Annotated in this window: 18 protein-coding genes; 14 read left to right on the top strand and 4 right to left on the bottom strand. The window is 39.6% G+C overall.

Translation table 11 applies throughout. The features are described from left to right. Positions 1 to 2 precede the first annotated feature (2 nt). The 3 genes from HWV58_RS04810 to HWV58_RS04800 all read left to right on the top strand — a co-directional run bounded on the left by HWV58_RS04810 (position 3) and on the right by HWV58_RS04800 (position 2,086). The gene (locus HWV58_RS04810; RefSeq protein ID WP_175632994.1) at positions 3 to 452 is read left to right on the top strand and encodes a DinB family protein; all 450 of its coding nucleotides are present in this window, start codon (positions 3 to 5) and stop codon (positions 450 to 452) included. 3 nt (positions 453 to 455) lie between these two features. After that, positions 456 to 1,337: an archaemetzincin gene (locus HWV58_RS04805; protein ID WP_175632993.1), complete on the top strand. Its 882-nt coding sequence runs from the start codon at positions 456 to 458 to the stop codon at positions 1,335 to 1,337. 377 nt (positions 1,338 to 1,714) lie between these two features. After that, complete coding sequence (locus HWV58_RS04800) at positions 1,715 to 2,086, top strand: helix-turn-helix domain-containing protein (protein WP_175632992.1); 372 nt, start codon at positions 1,715 to 1,717, stop codon at positions 2,084 to 2,086. Between the two features lie 17 nt (positions 2,087 to 2,103). On the opposite strand, the gene HWV58_RS04795 is transcribed toward HWV58_RS04800, so the two are convergent. Both HWV58_RS04795 and HWV58_RS04790 read right to left on the bottom strand, forming a co-directional pair. Beyond that, entirely contained in the window at positions 2,104 to 2,994 is an 891-nt protein-coding gene (locus HWV58_RS04795) for a hypothetical protein (protein WP_235972649.1), read from the bottom strand. A gap of 85 nt (positions 2,995 to 3,079) precedes the next feature. Further along, a complete protein-coding gene (locus HWV58_RS04790) occupies positions 3,080 to 3,787 on the bottom strand; it encodes a DUF2490 domain-containing protein (RefSeq protein WP_175632991.1) in 708 nt (235 codons plus the stop codon). A gap of 534 nt (positions 3,788 to 4,321) precedes the next feature. Between HWV58_RS04790 and fabV the strand changes: the two genes are divergently transcribed. From fabV to HWV58_RS04765, 5 genes are all read left to right on the top strand, one after another. Next, positions 4,322 to 5,515 (top strand): enoyl-ACP reductase FabV, encoded by a 1,194-nt coding sequence (gene fabV, locus HWV58_RS04785; RefSeq protein ID WP_175632990.1) that lies wholly within the window; start codon positions 4,322 to 4,324, stop codon positions 5,513 to 5,515. Positions 5,516 to 5,629: 114 nt separating this feature from the next. Beyond that, positions 5,630 to 6,163, top strand: a complete 534-nt coding sequence (locus HWV58_RS04780; RefSeq protein ID WP_175632989.1) for a GNAT family N-acetyltransferase — start codon at positions 5,630 to 5,632, stop codon at positions 6,161 to 6,163. Positions 6,164 to 6,310: 147 nt separating this feature from the next. Next, positions 6,311 to 6,763 carry a cold-shock protein gene (locus HWV58_RS04775; protein ID WP_175632988.1) on the top strand — a complete coding sequence of 151 codons (453 nt, stop codon included), beginning with the start codon at positions 6,311 to 6,313 and terminating at the stop codon, positions 6,761 to 6,763. 521 nt (positions 6,764 to 7,284) lie between these two features. After that, positions 7,285 to 7,974 carry an SIMPL domain-containing protein gene (locus tag HWV58_RS04770; RefSeq protein ID WP_175632987.1) on the top strand — a complete coding sequence of 230 codons (690 nt, stop codon included), beginning with the start codon at positions 7,285 to 7,287 and terminating at the stop codon, positions 7,972 to 7,974. A 96-nt stretch (positions 7,975 to 8,070) separates the two neighbouring features. Continuing rightward, positions 8,071 to 8,385, top strand: coding sequence for a hypothetical protein (locus HWV58_RS04765; protein ID WP_124562554.1), 315 nt, complete (start codon positions 8,071 to 8,073; stop codon positions 8,383 to 8,385). A 200-nt stretch (positions 8,386 to 8,585) separates the two neighbouring features. On the opposite strand, the gene serS is transcribed toward HWV58_RS04765, so the two are convergent. Next, the gene (gene serS, locus HWV58_RS04760; protein WP_175632986.1) at positions 8,586 to 9,857 is read right to left on the bottom strand and encodes a serine--tRNA ligase; all 1,272 of its coding nucleotides are present in this window, start codon (positions 9,855 to 9,857) and stop codon (positions 8,586 to 8,588) included. 134 nt (positions 9,858 to 9,991) lie between these two features. Between serS and rsmI the strand changes: the two genes are divergently transcribed. The 6 genes from rsmI to HWV58_RS04730 all read left to right on the top strand — a co-directional run bounded on the left by rsmI (position 9,992) and on the right by HWV58_RS04730 (position 14,634). Beyond that, on the top strand, positions 9,992 to 10,705 hold the full coding sequence (rsmI, locus tag HWV58_RS04755; RefSeq protein ID WP_175632985.1) for a 16S rRNA (cytidine(1402)-2'-O)-methyltransferase: 714 nt from the start codon (positions 9,992 to 9,994) through the stop codon (positions 10,703 to 10,705). A 39-nt stretch (positions 10,706 to 10,744) separates the two neighbouring features. Next, positions 10,745 to 11,392 carry a PH domain-containing protein gene (locus tag HWV58_RS04750; protein WP_175632984.1) on the top strand — a complete coding sequence of 216 codons (648 nt, stop codon included), beginning with the start codon at positions 10,745 to 10,747 and terminating at the stop codon, positions 11,390 to 11,392. Positions 11,393 to 11,518: 126 nt separating this feature from the next. Next, positions 11,519 to 13,147 carry an apolipoprotein N-acyltransferase gene (lnt, locus tag HWV58_RS04745; RefSeq protein WP_175632983.1) on the top strand — a complete coding sequence of 543 codons (1,629 nt, stop codon included), beginning with the start codon at positions 11,519 to 11,521 and terminating at the stop codon, positions 13,145 to 13,147. Next, a complete protein-coding gene (locus tag HWV58_RS04740; protein WP_175632982.1) occupies positions 13,140 to 13,577 on the top strand; it encodes a DinB family protein in 438 nt (145 codons plus the stop codon). Before lnt ends, HWV58_RS04740 begins: the two co-directional genes overlap by 8 nt. 6 nt (positions 13,578 to 13,583) lie before the next feature. Then, on the top strand, positions 13,584 to 14,108 hold the full coding sequence (lspA, locus tag HWV58_RS04735; protein ID WP_175632981.1) for a signal peptidase II: 525 nt from the start codon (positions 13,584 to 13,586) through the stop codon (positions 14,106 to 14,108). Between the two features lie 109 nt (positions 14,109 to 14,217). After that, complete coding sequence (locus HWV58_RS04730; protein WP_175632980.1) at positions 14,218 to 14,634, top strand: OsmC family protein; 417 nt, start codon at positions 14,218 to 14,220, stop codon at positions 14,632 to 14,634. 306 nt (positions 14,635 to 14,940) lie between these two features. On the opposite strand, the gene HWV58_RS04725 is transcribed toward HWV58_RS04730, so the two are convergent. Then, entirely contained in the window at positions 14,941 to 16,581 is a 1,641-nt protein-coding gene (locus tag HWV58_RS04725; protein ID WP_175632979.1) for an NAD+ synthase, read from the bottom strand. Between the last annotated feature and the right edge of the window lie 28 nt (positions 16,582 to 16,609).

Genomic DNA, 16,609 nt, shown 5'->3' with positions numbered 1-16,609 from the left:
CCATGCTAAACCAAATCCTAAAAAAACTCTTCAGCCGCGATCTGCATAAACTGAAAACGGAAATTGAATCATACCAAAACGAGGCCAGTTTATGGATCATCGATCAAAGCATAGCCAATTCGGCGGGTAACCTCTGTCTGCATTTAATCGGCAATTTAAATACTTACATAGGTGCTGCGCTTGGAAACAGTGGTTATATCAGAAACCGCGACCTCGAGTTTTCTTTAAAAGATGTACCCCGCGAAGAACTGCTTATCAAGATAGATGCAACCGTCGATATTGTAAACCAAACACTCGATAAAATCACGACCGAAGAGCTGGAGGCCGAATATCCCCTTTTGGTACTTGAAGGAAAAACCTCAACCGCTTATTTTCTTACCCATCTGGCTACCCATCTCGCCTATCACCTGGGGCAAATTAATTACCACAGAAGGTTGCTGGATGTAAATTAGAATATGAAACAGGCGGTTCCTTATCTTTTATTTCACCTGTTTACCATTGTAGCACTGGCCTCTTGCAACAGCAATTCCAGCTATTTTAGTGCAGTGGCTCAAAATGATATCCCGCTAAAAAAGCCACAAAAAGGCGACTGGCTTTTTAATCATCAGGAACGAATTCAAACCCTGGCCAATTACCATAATAGTCATCCACTTACGCCCAACAAAACAGTAAAAACTATTTATCTAAAACCAATTGGAGAATTTTCGGTGCTTGAGTGGAAGCAAATTCAGCTTACCCGTGGGTATTTAGAAAAGTTTTTCCAGCTCAATACAGTATTGCTGCCCAAAGTAAACAACAATATTGTGCCACCACATGCCCGGAGGATAAGCCAGCAACACGAACAACTCTTAGCCACCTATATCCGCGATACTGTTGTAGCCCTTGGGAGGCCAAAAGATGCAATCGCCATGCTTGGCATAACCGAAATGGACTTGTTCCCGAATGATAAATGGAATTTCGTGTTCGGGCTGGCATCTTATGATAAAGGATTGGCTGTAAACTCGATTTACCGGTTTCATAAAAAGCCCCTTACAAATGAGCAATTTACTTTAAGCCTCGAAAGACTTCTAAAAACCGCTTCACATGAAATCGGCCATATATTCGGATTAACCCACTGCGTTGAAGCCAATTGTTTAATGAATGGAGCCAATAGTTTAGCCGAAACCGATAGAAGCACGGCCAGACTATGTTCAAAATGCCAGCAAAAGCTAAATTCAAACCTGAAATACGACAATAGGAAAAGGCTGAAAGCACTCGCGGCCTTCTTTAACCAAAACAAACTCGGCAAGGAGCTTCAGCAAATTAACGCAGATTTAAAAACTACTGAACTACAGTGATAAATATTGGTAACTAAATTTTATTTATTACATAGAACTTTGACCTTTTAACATAAACATTTTATGTTTTTAAATCGTTAATCTACTTTTTACATCCTGCCATTTATGTTTTAAGAACTTCGCTTTACTCAATAAAATCTGTATTGTATTTTCTTTAAACGTCATTTTAATTTTTAACAACGCCATGCTATATACCTTGAACTGAATTTTATGTTTTAGCACCTGCGGTTTTAATAATTGTAGTTTTGTTTTATAATCTTTCTAACTATATTTATCATATTCAATGGTACTTTGTGGTTTTTACGTCCGCTATAGCTATTGTTTAATCATCCCTGATAAACTGAATACCGTTTTTTATCACTTAACCGATTAACAATATGTTATTTTTAAATGTAATTCCAATTTTTACGGCCCGGGGCATCGAACGTCCCCATACCTACCTCACTAAAGCAGGTTTCACACCACACTCGGCACACTACATTCTACATGGTAAAACCCGGTCAATCAGGTTAGATCATATCGAGAAATTACGCAAACTTTTAATTTGCGAACCTGCCGATCTTTTTGTCTGGTACCCCGATAAAAACGAAATACTAAACGACAAGCATCCATTAAAGAAATTAATAAGGCGCGAAGAAGAAGCGAACATCCACAACCTCATTGCTGATATTCCCTTTAAAGATATTGCAAAAATTGCGGCGGCAATTAAAGAACAGAAAGATGATGCGGAAACAAAAAAGGAGGCTTAAGCCTCCTTCATTATCTTTTAAAACTGAACTCCGAACAACCAGATGTTTTCGATATAGTTAATCTTCTGACTCGCTTTATCCAATTCATCCCAGCCGGTAGTATGTACATTGGTTAAATTAGTAGCTCCAAACTTGGTGGTATTTTGCAGGTAAAAGTTTTTCCAGATGTAGAATTTAAGTCCAACTTTCGCCGAAACCCCATAGCCCGAAATGCTGAAATGGTTATTACGGCCCTGACCAAACAAACGCACATCAGAACGTGGTACCATTAGTCCGCCACCTAAACCGGTTTCTAATGTTAAAGAGGTTTTACCTCCTGGTGCTACCCAAATATCATCGTAACGTTCTACCTCGATATTGGCGTAATTAAAACCATCAGTATGCTCGTAAGTAAGCATGCTTTCCTTAACATTTATGCTTTGTCCATTATAATCGCCGGCCAATGCGCCGGTTGGTGCATTATCGTGCGAAATATTGGGACCGATGTGCCCGCTAATGGCTACTGTTTGCGGAATATCCATTACATATTTCATGTGGTCCCAGCCAATAGAAATACTGTAATTATCTTTTATAAAATAGCCTACGCGGATATTGTATTGTGGCACGGTAATCAAAGATGGATTTAGATAATCCCAGCTTAATTTCGATTGCCTGTCGTGCGCCACAACGTCTTTCAGTGTAAAATCATAGTTCGGCCCCTGAAAGCGGATATCGCTTTTACCATACCAGGAACTGTTGTATCCCCAGTGAAAATAAAAATTGCCCTTACGCGAGAAATTCCGTTTGTGCTCGGGATTAAATAAACTTTTCGAGGTCGGCGTTTGGTTGGCCGAAGAGCTTGTAATCTCCTGTGCATGCATCCGCTTGCCAAACAAAAGTGCTAAAAATAGAATGGTAAATTTTTTCACGCGGCAAATTGAGCAAAAAGCAAGATCAAATACAACTGCTTTAACACTTTGTAAGAGTTGCTATACAAAAAATGACTTTAAAACATTAAAACCTCGTGTACAGCGCCAACTGGATAATGTTATTAACGGTATTAGCTGTAGCCCCATGTTGCGCCTGGTTCATATAACCTGCCTCAATATCAAACTGTTTCGAAAAACGATAGCCCAAAGCCAGGTATGCGCGGTTCTGATCGAAAACACTATTATTAAGCTGGCTTTTGTTCTGCAGGTTTAAGAAAATTTCATTCTGCAAAGCCACAAAAGCACCTTTGGTAAAAGTTGGCTGAGCTTTTTGCAAAGGTTTAATAAACCGCACGAAATAACGGAAGCGCTGCGAAAACAAGTCATCGTTGTTAGAACGCTCTATAAAACGTTGCTCAAGTCTAAACCTGTGACTGGTAAATACCGAACTGATTTTATGGTTATAAATATATTGCTCAAAAATGCGGTGTTCGGTTAAAGAATTATTAGAAGAACCCAACAACCTTAATTCGGTGTTTTGCCATAAATACCCCAGGGCCACATTACTTTTATTGTTAATGAAATATTGAACAGCGGGTCGTACCAAAGTATTGCGAACGTAGCCCCAATCATCGGCCGAACGGATTTGAAGATCAAATTGCAATCCCCATTTATCGTTAAATTTAGTATTGTTTAAAAACATAAACCAGCCAGAGTTCTGATTTTGAGTCTGTGCTGATAGTTTCCCAAATGCCATCAAAATAAATAAGATGGGCAGTAATAGCTTTTTCATTAATGGTTACCGGTTTTATCTGTGTGCCGCTAAAATAAAAGAAATATGTGATAGTCGGAAGTCTGGAGTTAGAAGTCCGAGGTCCGGAGTCAGCGGTTTGAAGCCCAATCGCCAATAACTATTCCTCCAGCTTTGCGCGCTTTGCGAAAACCTCTGTACCCTCTGCGGTTAAAAAAGTCGGAAGTCAGGAGTCGGAAGTCTAATCCCCCCCAGCTTTGCGCGCTTTACAGTTAAACAATAACCCTCTGTTTCCTCTGTGTAAAACTCAATGCCCTCGGTGGTAAAAAAAGTCAGAGGTCCGGAGTCCAATCGCCTAAACCATCCTCCAGCTTTGCGTTTCTTTGCGAAAACTTTGCGCCCTTTGCGGTTAAAAATACAAACCCTCTCCCCATTAAAAACCTTCAATATTTAAAATTCATTTAATGTTAAACAATTAAAAATTTATCTTCGTTAAAGATTTGGGCACAACGGCTTTTTCAGGAGGCCTTTAAAGCGCCCTTATTTTAACATTACAAAACGTAAAAAAGAACAAAAATGATTATCGAACCTAGAATGAGGGGCTTTATCTGTTTAACAGCACATCCCGATGGTTGCGCTCAAAACGTAAAGAATCAAATTGAATATGTAAAATCAAAAGGAGCTATCAACGGTCCTAAAAAAGTATTGGTAATTGGTGCTTCAACCGGTTTCGGTTTAGCTTCAAGAATTGCTGCTGCTTTTGGCTCTGACGCTTCTACCATTGGCGTATTTTTCGAAAAAGCACCTTCAGCAGGTAAAACGGCTTCACCAGGCTGGTACAACAGTGCCGCGTTTGAAAAAGAAGCACATGCAGCTGGTTTATATGCAAAAAGCATTAATGGCGATGCCTTCTCTAAAGAAATCAAGGCTAAAACAATCGAATTAATCAAAGCTGATTTAGGTCAGATAGATTTAGTGATTTACAGTTTAGCTTCACCGGTTAGAAAACACCCTGATACAGAAGTTTTACACCGTTCTACCTTAAAACCAATCGGCGAAACTTACACCAATAAAACTGTCGATTTCCATACCGGTAACGTTAGCGAGGTTTCGATCGAGCCAGCTACCGAAGAAGATATTGCCAACACCGTTGCCGTAATGGGTGGCGAAGACTGGGCCATGTGGATCGATGCCTTAAAAGCAGAGAACCTTTTAGCTGATGGAGCTACAACAGTGGCTTACTCTTACATTGGTCCTGCATTAACCGAGCCGGTTTACCGCAAAGGTACCATTGGTCGTGCAAAAGACGATTTAGAAGCTACAGCCTTTACCATTGGCGATAAATTGAAAGATATTAACGGTAAAGCCTATGTATCGGTAAATAAAGCATTGGTTACCCAAGCCAGTTCAGCTATTCCGGTTATTCCGTTGTACATCTCTTTATTGTACAAAGTAATGAAAGCCGAAGGCATCCACGAAGGTACCATTGAGCAAATCCAGAGATTATATGCCGACAGGTTATTTACCGGCAACCCGGTTCCTGTTGATGAAAAAGGCAGAATCAGGATCGATGATTGGGAAATGCGCGAAGATGTACAGGCAAAAGTGGCCGAACTTTGGGAGCAGGCTACAACCGAAACTTTACCAGCCATTGGCGATTTAGCAGGTTACAGATCTGATTTCTTAAGTCTTTTCGGTTTCGAAATTGATAAAGTAGATTATCAGAAAGAAGCAAACGAAGTAGTTGCAATTGAAGGTCTGGTAGAATAAACCGCTAGTCCGTTACCGTGATCCGATAGCTTTCGGCTTGGTTTCAGGGGCTCTACAGTAAAATACACCACAAACGGCTGGCTTTTTAGCCGGCCGTTTTTATAAGCAAACCATATGCAATTCGATTTACAACCAACATTGGAGAACGATTTAATTCAAATTGTTCCCTTAAAAGAAACTGATTTTGAAGCCTTGTATGCGGTAGCATCCGATCCGCTGATCTGGGAACAGCATCCCAACAAAGACCGTTACCAGAGAGCTGTTTTCCAGAATTTCTTTAAAGGCGCTATCGAATCGAAAGGCGCATTTATTGTTTACGAAAAAGAAACTGGCAAAATTGTGGGAAGTTCGAGATATTATGATCTTGATGAAGAAAACAGTGTAGTTGCTGTGGGTTACACCTTTATCGGTCGCGAGTTTTGGGGCAAGGGGCACAACCGCGCACTAAAAACACTGATGCTCGATTATGCATTTCAGTTTGTAGATCGGGTAATCCTGCATATTGGTGCTACCAATTTCCGTTCGCAGAAAGCTGCAGAGAAATTAGGAGCTACCAAAGTTGGCGATTTAGAAGTAGCTTATTACGGCGAACCAGTAAAACTGAATTTCGTTTACCAGATAGATAAAGCAGGCTGGGCAGCTATCTAACTGATTTAATGCGAATTTGGCAAACAAAACAGAGATAATTTATTACTGCGCATTCCCGAATAAAATCGTGTTTATGCTTAAGTATTGTTATCTTTGCATAATTCTCCATTCCACTCACCCTTCTAAAACAAAACAATTAAATAAAATATGGCTAAATCTCAGGCAACATACAGTAAAAAAGAGAACGAAAAAAAACGATTAAAGAAACAAAAAGAGAAACAAGAAAAAAAAGAAGAACGTCAGGCTAATGCTAAAAAAGGTTTAACGCTTGAAGACATGATGGCTTACGTTGACGAAAACGGAAACATCTCTTCTACTCCACCCGATCCAAGCAAAAAGAAAGTAATCAATACTGAAGACATTCAGATTGGTATTTCAAGACAAGAGGATATTATTGACGAAAGCCCGGTTAAAAAAGGAACAGTTACTTTCTTTAACGATAGTAAAGGCTACGGTTTTATTAAAAACACCGAAACTCAGGATAGCATCTTTGTTCACGCCAATGGTTTAATCACACAGATTAAAGAAGGTGATAAAGTTACTTTCGAAGTTGAAATGGGCCAAAAAGGACCAACTGCCGTTAAAGTTTCAAAAGTTTAACCGCTAAACACGCTCCATTTGTATCTTTTTTAGGATACAATAAGATTAAAATTCTGCAGAAATATTCTGCTGCGCTCGGTTTTATAACCCTATATAATTCCGTCTATTTAAGCATAAAACCTTGCGCATAATTTTTCTCGATTGAGAAAACACGCGCTACCCATTTTACATTTTTCAGTCCAGATCAACCTTTTTAAGTACAGGTATAAGCCATGCTTTGGCTACAATCTTAGCTCAACGAGGGGCATCACCACCAAAATTTTAAAAATATTTTATAATTGTTTTTTAACCTTTTCGGCCTAAAAAAATCTTGTTTTGGCCTATATTTCACCAAAATATATCCAACTGAAAATAAACAAGATAGATCAATAAATCGGTCTACACTTCAATAAATAATGGCCCGATTGTAGCTATTTGAAAGTGAAGCCCGTTATCAGGGAAAACAAAAAATATTTTAATCACGGTGTGGAATTTGTGCAGCACTTACATCTTTACAGTACACACAAAGAAAAATTTGAATTATGAAAAAGTTAATAGCACTTGCATTAGTTGCATTTTTAGGATTATCGACAGCGATGGCTCAACAAGTAGATTTACGCAGAAAAATTAATGTGAGCGGCACCTCCGAAACAGAAGTTACACCCGATATTATTTACATCGGCATATCGCTTAAAGAATACCTGAATGGTAAGAAAAAAGTAGAAATTACTGAATTAGAGAAACAACTGTATGCAGCAGTTCAAAAAGCTGGTATTGCGAAAGAAAATTTAACCATCAGCAATTTAAGCAGCTGGAACTATGCTACAGAGAAAAAGAAAAATCCTGATTTTTTAGCCAGCAAACAATACCGCCTAAAAGTTAGCGATTTAAACAAGTTTAACGCCATCATCGAGGCAATTGATGCCAAAGGTATTGCGAACACCAATATCGAAAGCTACGATTACAGCAAAATTGAAAGCCTGAAAAAAGAGCTGAAAATTAAAGCACTATTGGCTGCAAAAGAAAAAGCGGCTTACATGGTAGAAGCTTTGGGCGATAAATTAGGTAGCGTAATTGAAATACAGGATGGTGGCGACAATGTTGTACAGCCTGTTTACAGAAACTACATGATGAAGTCGGCAATGGCCGAATCTGCAGATGCCGCACCTGAAATCGACTTCAAAAAAATTAAGTTAAACTTCAGTGTTAATGTGGTTTTCGAAATCAAATAACACATTTAACATTTAATTAGCTGTTTTTAAAACCTACCAGAACATTTTGGTAGGTTTTTTGTTAGTTAGAGGTCGAACACTAAAAAAATTAATATTATGAAAAAATTCATCTACACGCTAGCCTTGGTTTTTGCTTTAGGCATTAGTTTTAATTCGGCTCAGGCAGCTGATAAACCTGCTAAAAACCCAACCGAATTAACTGCAGAGCAGGCTGTAAAATTAGAAAGGATTAAAACCCGTGTTGAAGAAATCAGAGACATGGACAAATCGAACCTGACTAAAGCAGAACGTAAAGCATTACGCAGCGAATTAAGAGAACTAAAAGGACAGGCACGCGCAATCTCTGGTGGTGTTTACCTTTCAGTTGGTGCCATTATCATCATCATCTTATTGTTGATCCTGATCTTATAATCGAAATTACATCTATCTATATAAAAACAAAAAGCTTTGCAGTGATGCAAAGCTTTTTTTATTAAGTATATCGTCATTGCGAGAAGGAACGACGAAGCAATCTTATTCCCCGGTCAGTACAGAAATTCATGACTTGGTTGCCCAACATTTAATGGCGTATTAAGATTGCTTCGTGCCTCGCAATGACGATTAATAAAAAGTTAATCAATCATATCAAAGCCGGTGTACTTCACCAAAGCTTCAGGGATTTTAATGCCATTCTCAGTTTGGTAATTCTCTAAAATAGAAGCTACAATACGTGGCAATGCCAATGCACTTCCGTTTAATGAATGCGCCAGCTGCGCTTTACCTTCTTTACCTTTAAAACGTAGTTTTAAACGGTTGGTCTGGTAAGTTTCGAAGTTAGAAACAGAAGAAACCTCTAACCAACGTTCCTGGGCTGCACTCCACACCTCCATATCGTAAGTCATGGCTGATGTAAAGCCCATATCGCCACCACATAAACGTAAAACGCGGTAGTGTAAACCAAGTTCCTGTAAAAGCGACTGAACATACTGGCTCATATCTTCTAAAGTTTCGTACGATTTATCTGGATGTGTAATTTGTACTACTTCTACCTTATCGAACTGGTGTAAGCGGTTTAAGCCACGAACGTGTGCACCGTAAGAACCTGCTTCCCTGCGGAAACAAGGCGTATAGGCTGTGTTTTTAACAGGCAAATCTTCTTCCTTAACAATCACATCGCGGTATAAATTGGTTACCGGAACTTCGGCCGTTGGAATTAAATACAAATCATCAACTGTTGAGTGATACATTTGCCCTTCCTTATCCGGCAACTGACCCGTACCGAAACCCGAAGCAGCATTTACCAAATGTGGCACCTGCATTTCTTTATAACCTGCAGCTGTAGCATGGTCCAAAAAGAAATTGATAAGTGCGCGTTGCAACCTGGCACCTTTTCCTTTATAAACCGGAAAACCAGCTCCTGTTATTTTAACACCCAGCTCAAAATCAATGATATCGTATTTAGCGGCCAGTTCCCAATGCGGCAAAGCCTTGTTTGGCAATTTGGCCGGTTCGCCATGTGTAAGCACAATTTCGTTATCATCGGCAGTTGAGCCTTGTTTTACCAAATGGTAAGGCAGGTTTGGCAACTGAACAATCAGATTGTGCTGCGCCGTTTCCAGCTCATTTAATTTATCGCCAAGATTTTTTATATTTTCTTTATGAGAAGCCGTTTGGGTTTTAATTGCCTCAGCTTCTTCTTTTTTGCCCGCACGCATTAAATCGCCAATTTGTTTGGCGGCTGCGTTCGCTTCTGCTGAAATACTGTCCAACGAAGTTTGAGTGGAACGGCGTTCTTCATCAATTTTGATGATTTCGTCTACCAGTTCTGGTTGTTTAAAATTACGTACACTTAAACGTTCTAAAACTTTCTCTCTATTTTCGCGGATATAGTTAACTTGCAGCATTATTTTATTTTTTTTACAAAGATAGAAAGAGTTTTCAGTTTTTAGTTTGCAGTTTTCAACCATCCGCAGCTCAATAACCCGATACTCCCTACTTGATACCTGATACTTGATACCTGAACCCAATACCTGATACAATGGATGGCAAACTATTTCTCGTACCCACGCCAATAGGCAACCTGGAAGACATGACTTTCAGGGCAATCCGGATCCTAAAAGAATGTGATTTAATTTTAGCCGAAGATACCCGTACCAGCGCCCCCATGCTTAAGCATTTCGGTATTGATAAAAGGGTTTTCGCACATCACCAGCATAACGAACATAAGGCCACTTCAGAAATTATCAGGTTTTTAAACGAAGGGCAGAAAATTGCCCTGATCTCAGATGCCGGTACTCCTGCCATTTCCGATCCCGGTTTCTTTCTCGTGCGCGAGGCCATTAAAAACGATATCGCCGTAGAGTGCCTTCCGGGGGCAACTGCTTTTGTTCCGGCTTTGGTTAATTCGGGACTACCTGCAGATGCCTTTTGTTTTGAAGGTTTTTTACCCGTTAAGAAAGGCAGGCAAACTAAATTTAAAAAACTGGCCGAAGAAGAGCGTACCATTATACTTTATGAAAGTCCGCACCGTTTATTAAAAACTTTAGAAGAATTTGCACAATATTTGGGAGCAGAACGGCAGGCATCAGTAAGCAGAGAGCTCACCAAGATGTTTGAAGAAACTGTGAGGGGCACTTTAGCTGAAATAAAATCACATTTTGAAAACAATACTTTAAAAGGAGAATTTGTAATTTGCATAGCGGGGAAACCGGCAACAAAGAACAAAAACAAATATGATGATGCCGAAGATTAGCATCTGAACACAAACAACACATCAATTTTAAAAAATATTATGACGAGTATAGATAGATTTCTGAGCGACGAACAAGACCCAAAAGCGGTTGAAAAGGTGATTGGAAAATTAAACGATCTTTTAACTACAGGCGAAGAGCTTTTATATTTAGCGGTGCAGAAAAAGCCGGCTGTAAACTTGTTACCCGATAGCATTGCCATTTCGAACAAAAGAATCTTTTACTGCGAACCGGGCAACCTGGGCTTAACCATGAATTTTAAAGATATTTCGTGGAAAAGCATTAAAGAAGTTTCGTTTAAAGAAGAGTTTTTCGGTTCTAAATTTATCTGTGTGCCACAACATGGCGAAAATATTGTAACCGAATTTATTCCAAAAGTACAGGCACGCAAATTACACCAGGCGGCAAATCAGCAGTTGGAGGAGTATAAAGAAATGTTGCGTCAGCAAAAACTGGAAGAAAACCGTGCAACAGCCTCTCCCATTAATTTAAGTGCACAGCCTTTTGCCGAAATTCCCGCTCCGGCACCAGAACCCGAGCAACCGGTTATCCAGATTGCCGAAGTGGTAGAAGAAGTTGAAGATGAAACTACATTAAAACTACGTAAGCTTAAAACTTTGTACGATAAACACCTGATTACACAAGAAGAGTACGAAGCTAAAAAAGCAAATATTTTAGATAGTTTATAAACAATACTGTCATGCTGAGGCAAGAAGCATCTCTGACATAGTAATACTGCCTTATATTAACAAGAACAGCGTCAGTTTTCTGCTGTGTAGAGATTCTTCCTACGTCAGAATGACAAGTAATTTTATATGAAATCCAAGCAAACCTACCTCCTCGCCCTCTTAAGTGCATTTTTACTGTGGCTAGCCTGGCCGCCTATGCCATTTACCACACCACTGTTATTAATCGGATTGGTGCCGCTGTTAATTGCAATTGACAGTATTGCGAACAGTGATCATAAAAAAACAGGCAAGCGGATTTTCCTCACTGCAGGCTTAACGTTCCTGGTTTGGAATACAGCGGCTATTTACTGGGTTTACAATGCCATTAGTGCATATAACAACCCTATCGTAGCTATACCAGTATCGTTAATCCCATACGGTTTGGGTGCACTGTTAATGACTTTTTCGGTTTGGCTTTATTACCGTTTAGGTAGGTACGTTAATAAAACTGTAGCATACATTGGCTTAATCTCCTTTTATATTGCATTAGAGTATCTGCAACAAACCTGGGATCTGGCTTTTCCCTGGATGACGCTGGGTAACGGCCTGGCACGTATGCACCAGCTGGCACAATGGTATGATTACACCGGGGTTTACGGTGGTTCATTGTGGATATTAACCAGCAATATCATTGCTTTCGAAGCCTACAAAAAATTAAAAACACAAAGTGGCTATTTAAAGTTCAGGACTTTGGGTATCTGGGCATTGGTTGTTATTATTCCGGTTGCCATTTCTTTAACAAAATACTTTAACGCTGAGCAAAAAGGAACACCCAGCAATGTAGTGGTGGTTCAGCCCAATATCGATCCTTATCAAAAACTAGAGAGTATACCTACTGCCGAGCAGGTGAGAATCTTAACACATCTTTCCGACTCAATTGGCCAAACCAACACCGAATATTTTATCTGGCCGGAAACGGCTATCCCTAACCGTGCCGAGGAGGATCGGATCAGATCAAATCCAGATTTCTTTGCACTGCAAAACTTCTTAAGTAAATACAAAAACGGAACGCTTATTACCGGGATAGAAAGTATAAAGGTTTACCAGACAAAAAAAACTGTTTCGGCAAAGTACGACTCGCAAAGCAACCTGTATTGGGATAATTTTAACACAGCCATGCAGGTAGAGAATTCTGCGAACGTACAGTTTTATCATAAATCGAAGCTGGTGCCTGGTGTAGAAAAAATGCCTTTCCCAAAAGTATTTTCTTTTATGGATGGTGTATTCGCTCAACTTGGTGGAACTGTTGGTGGCTGGGGCTGGCAAGATAAGCCAGAAGTACTTTACGCACAAAGCGGTATTGGCGTTGCGCCGGTAATCTGTTATGAAAGTCTTTGGGGTGAATGGGTTGGCCAATCGGTTAAAGATGGTGCCCAGTTTATTGCGGTTATTACCAATGATGCCTGGTGGGGAAATACCTCGGGTAAAGATCAGCATGAAATGTATGCTAAACTCAGGGCTATCGAAACACACCGCGATGTGGCACGCTCGGCCAATACAGGTATTTCGTGCTTCATTAACCAGCGTGGCGATGTAACCCAAAGCACCAAGTGGTGGACAAGAACAGCCATAAAAGCAAATATTAACCTGAATGATGAAATAACCTTTTACGTAAAAAGCGGAGATATTATTGCAAAATTCCTGAGCCTTGCTGCTATTCTTTTAGCTTTAATTATTCCATATAGAAAGTGGATCAGAAAATCGGGCCATGCTTAAACAACAATATGATTTCGTTTTGTCCTCAAGAAATACCCTGTTAACTTATATTGGGACTATATCCGAACAGGATTTTTTAACCGAAAACAGTTCGTTCGGCAGAGGTTCTATCCGAAATTTACTGGTACATATTTGCCAAACCTATAGTGCCTGGATTGGCGAACGCGCTTTAGGCATTGAACAGGATTTTTTAAGCAACTGTCAAAGCTATTTTAAGCAGGTAGATGAGTACATCGGCTTATTTATTGAAAAATTTAAAGGAAATGAACAACAGGAAATTGAGCTAAAAAGAAACGGGGAAACGTTAATTGTAAATCCCCTGAAGTTATTTACCCACGTTATTACCCACGAGTTTCATCATAAAGGGCAAATTATGTCGTTAAGCAGGCATTTAGGCTATACACCGGTTGATGCCGATATTATCAGATAAAAAATTATGCAAAAAATAAAAAACCTACGCTGGTCGGTATTGCTCTTATTATTAACCTTAAATTTTGGTTGCGACCAGATATCCAAAAAAATCGTGCGCGCCAACATCAGCGATTACGAACACATCAGTATCATTAAAGAACGTTTCACCTTAACCCGTGTAGAAAACAGCGGGGCTTTTCTGAGTCTGGGAGATGAGATGCCCTATATTTTCAGACTGATTATTTTAACAGGGCTGCCCTTGTTATTTTTAGGTTATGGCCTTTACTTTCTTTTTGCTAAACGCAACCTTCCCATCAGTATCCAAATTGCACTCTGCTTTTTAATTGGAGGAGGAATCGGTAATTTATACGACAGAATTGTGCATGGCTCGGTTACCGACTTTATGCACATGGACTTTTATATTTTTCAAACGGGTGTATTCAATTTCGCCGATATTTCGATTATGATCGGTGTAGGTATTTTACTGATACAATCATTTAGGAATAAAATCACCCGGCCTGAAGAAGAAACTATTTCGGAAATTGAATAATTAAGTTAAACAGGCATATTTCTTAACAAAGATTTTCATTCCGTATACAAACATATAATTATCTTTAGCTGTTAAACAATCAAAAATCAACCAAAAATAAATTTTGACCATGAAAAGAAATGCAACGGCCGTTTGGCAAGGTTCTATTAAAGAAGGTACTGGTAACATTACTACACAAAGTACTACTTTAAACAATACACAATATTCTTTTAACTCGCGCTTTGCAGAAGGTGTGGGCACCAATCCTGAAGAATTAATTGCAGCGGCACATGCCGGATGTTTCACCATGAAATTATCAGCGAACTTAACTGAAGCAGGTTTTACTGCAGATAAACTGGAAACCAAATGTGAGATTGACCTCGATCCTTCAAAAGGAGAGATTGTAGAATCGCATTTAACGTTAACAGCTTCGGTACCGGGTTTATCGCAAGATAAATTTGATGAATTAGTGGCTGATGCAGAAAAAAACTGCCCGATTTCTAAATTATTAAATACCACCATTACGGTTGATGCTACTTTAGCATAAGAATTAATAACAACTTCAAGAGGTCGTCATTTCGAGCGGAGTGCAACGCAGTCGAGAAATCTATCACACAGATCTCTCCCCGCCTGTACGGGCAGGCATTTCGCTACGCTTCATCCGATAGCTATCGGATCGAGATGACGACCTCCTTGTGGGATTCTGGAATTCATAAATTCGAAGCACCTGTCTGAGATACTTCATCCTACAAATCTACCTCCTTATTGCAAATTTCTATTCAGAAAGGAATTATAAAGCAATTTAACATTCCAACAATTCAACCAACGTTCAAACCTTCCAATACCTTACAGCCTAAGCCATATACTTCCCTACAATAGGCATCCTTCTACCCATACCAAAAGCTTTAGGCGAAACCCTTAAAATCGGTGGCGTTTGGTAACGTTTAAATTCGGCAATATTAACCATTTTTAATATCCGTTGTACCAGTGCCGCATCAAATCCCTGTGCAATAATGGCTTTCGATCCCTGTTTCTTTTCGATATGCTGATAAAGGATTTTATCCAGGATCTCGTATTCAGGTAGCGAATCAGAATCTTTTTGATCGGGCCTTAGCTCTGCCGAAGGTGGTTTAACAATGGTATTAAGCGGAATAATTTCGCGTTCCTTATTGATGTATCTGGCCAGCTGAAAAACCTGCATTTTATATACATCGCCAATCACCCCTATTGCACCACACATATCGCCGTACAAAGTACCATAACCTACAGCACACTCACTTTTATTGGAGGTATTGAGTAATATATAGCCAAACTTATTGCTCATGGCCATATTAATAATCCCGCGGATACGCGCCTGAATATTTTCTTCTGCCAGGTTAAACGGCAAGCCTTTAAATGCCGGTGCCAGTATCTGATCAAAAGCTTCTGCAACTTCCTTAATCGGGATAATTTCGTGCATACAGCCAATGTTATTTACCAGGTCTAAGGCATCCTGTACCGAATGATCGGATGAAAACTTGGAAGGCATTAAAACGGCCATTACATTTTCGGCACCCAACGCCCTGCAAGCCAGTGCACATACCACCGCCGAATCGATTCCGCCTGATAAGCCAAGCACAGCCTTACTAAAACCTGATTTCCGGAAATAATCCTTAATTCCTAAAATTAGCGCATCATGAATCTGCTCAATATCGCTCAACCTTTCGGCCTGAGGATATTTATTGCGCACATGTTCAACCTCTTCGAGATCAAAAACCTGCAAATCTTCTTCAAAATACTTCATTTCGGCCTTCATGGCTCCGTCGGCATCAAAAACCAGCGAACCTCCATCAAAAATAATTTCGGTTTGCGCACCAACCTGGTTCACGTAAAATACAGGTAAGTGGTATTTTTTGGCATTATCAGCCAGTACCTTTATACGCTCATCGTCGTGTGTGTACGAAAAAGGAGAAGCCGCAATATTGATCATTAAATCAGGCTTTTCTTTAATGAGTTCATCCATTGGGTTGGAAACATACAGCGGGTTATCGTTGATGTTCCATAGGTCTTCGCAAATCGTGAGCGCAATTTTTTTACCTTTAAAATCAATGCAACCAAATTGTGTAGCAGGCTCAAAATAACGGTACTCGTCAAATACATCATAGGTAGGTAAAAGAGCTTTTCTTACAACTCCTTTTACTTGCCCACCCTCAATAAAATAGGCTGCATTAAACAAATCCTTACCTTGAAGTACTTCATTTTTTATCGGCAAGCCAACAATACAGGCAATATCGGTACAATGTTTTGCTATTTCCTGTACTGCATTTTCGCAAAGCACAATAAACTCGTCAAACTCTAAAAAATCCCTCGGCGGATAACCACAAATCGCCAGTTCGGCAAAAACAACCAGATCGGCACCTTTATCTTTTGCCAGTTGAATATGCTCGGTTATTTTTTTGGTGTTGGCCTCAAAGTTTCCGATGTGGTAATTGAGTTGGGCTAAAGCGATTTTCATAAAGAGATCGGGGTTAAAGCGTAGTTAG

It is taken from the genome of Pedobacter ghigonis (genome assembly GCF_903166585.1).
Classification (GTDB): domain Bacteria; phylum Bacteroidota; class Bacteroidia; order Sphingobacteriales; family Sphingobacteriaceae; genus Pedobacter; species Pedobacter ghigonis.
This window is presented reverse-complemented; position numbering and strand designations above follow the sequence as displayed.

Bases quoted from the DNA above. Each gene is read 5' to 3' on its own strand.
- HWV58_RS04805 (WP_175632993.1), top strand. From the start codon at position 456: ATGAAACAGGCGGTTCCTTATCTTTTATTTCACCTGTTTACCATTGTA.
- fabV (WP_175632990.1), top strand. From the start codon at position 4,322: ATGATTATCGAACCTAGAATGAGGGGCTTTATCTGTTTAACAGCACAT.
- lspA (WP_175632981.1), top strand. From the start codon at position 13,584: ATGCAAAAAATAAAAAACCTACGCTGGTCGGTATTGCTCTTATTATTA.
- HWV58_RS04740 (WP_175632982.1), top strand. From the start codon at position 13,140: ATGCTTAAACAACAATATGATTTCGTTTTGTCCTCAAGAAATACCCTG.
- lnt (WP_175632983.1), top strand. From the start codon at position 11,519: ATGAAATCCAAGCAAACCTACCTCCTCGCCCTCTTAAGTGCATTTTTA.
- HWV58_RS04730 (WP_175632980.1), top strand. From the start codon at position 14,218: ATGAAAAGAAATGCAACGGCCGTTTGGCAAGGTTCTATTAAAGAAGGT.
- HWV58_RS04780 (WP_175632989.1), top strand. From the start codon at position 5,630: ATGCAATTCGATTTACAACCAACATTGGAGAACGATTTAATTCAAATT.
- HWV58_RS04765 (WP_124562554.1), top strand. From the start codon at position 8,071: ATGAAAAAATTCATCTACACGCTAGCCTTGGTTTTTGCTTTAGGCATT.
- HWV58_RS04750 (WP_175632984.1), top strand. From the start codon at position 10,745: ATGACGAGTATAGATAGATTTCTGAGCGACGAACAAGACCCAAAAGCG.
- serS (WP_175632986.1), bottom strand. From the start codon at position 9,857: ATGCTGCAAGTTAACTATATCCGCGAAAATAGAGAGAAAGTTTTAGAA.
- HWV58_RS04775 (WP_175632988.1), top strand. From the start codon at position 6,311: ATGGCTAAATCTCAGGCAACATACAGTAAAAAAGAGAACGAAAAAAAA.
- HWV58_RS04810 (WP_175632994.1), top strand. From the start codon at position 3: ATGCTAAACCAAATCCTAAAAAAACTCTTCAGCCGCGATCTGCATAAA.
- HWV58_RS04770 (WP_175632987.1), top strand. From the start codon at position 7,285: ATGAAAAAGTTAATAGCACTTGCATTAGTTGCATTTTTAGGATTATCG.
- rsmI (WP_175632985.1), top strand. From the start codon at position 9,992: ATGGATGGCAAACTATTTCTCGTACCCACGCCAATAGGCAACCTGGAA.
- HWV58_RS04725 (WP_175632979.1), bottom strand. From the start codon at position 16,581: ATGAAAATCGCTTTAGCCCAACTCAATTACCACATCGGAAACTTTGAG.
- HWV58_RS04800 (WP_175632992.1), top strand. From the start codon at position 1,715: ATGTTATTTTTAAATGTAATTCCAATTTTTACGGCCCGGGGCATCGAA.
- HWV58_RS04790 (WP_175632991.1), bottom strand. From the start codon at position 3,787: ATGAAAAAGCTATTACTGCCCATCTTATTTATTTTGATGGCATTTGGG.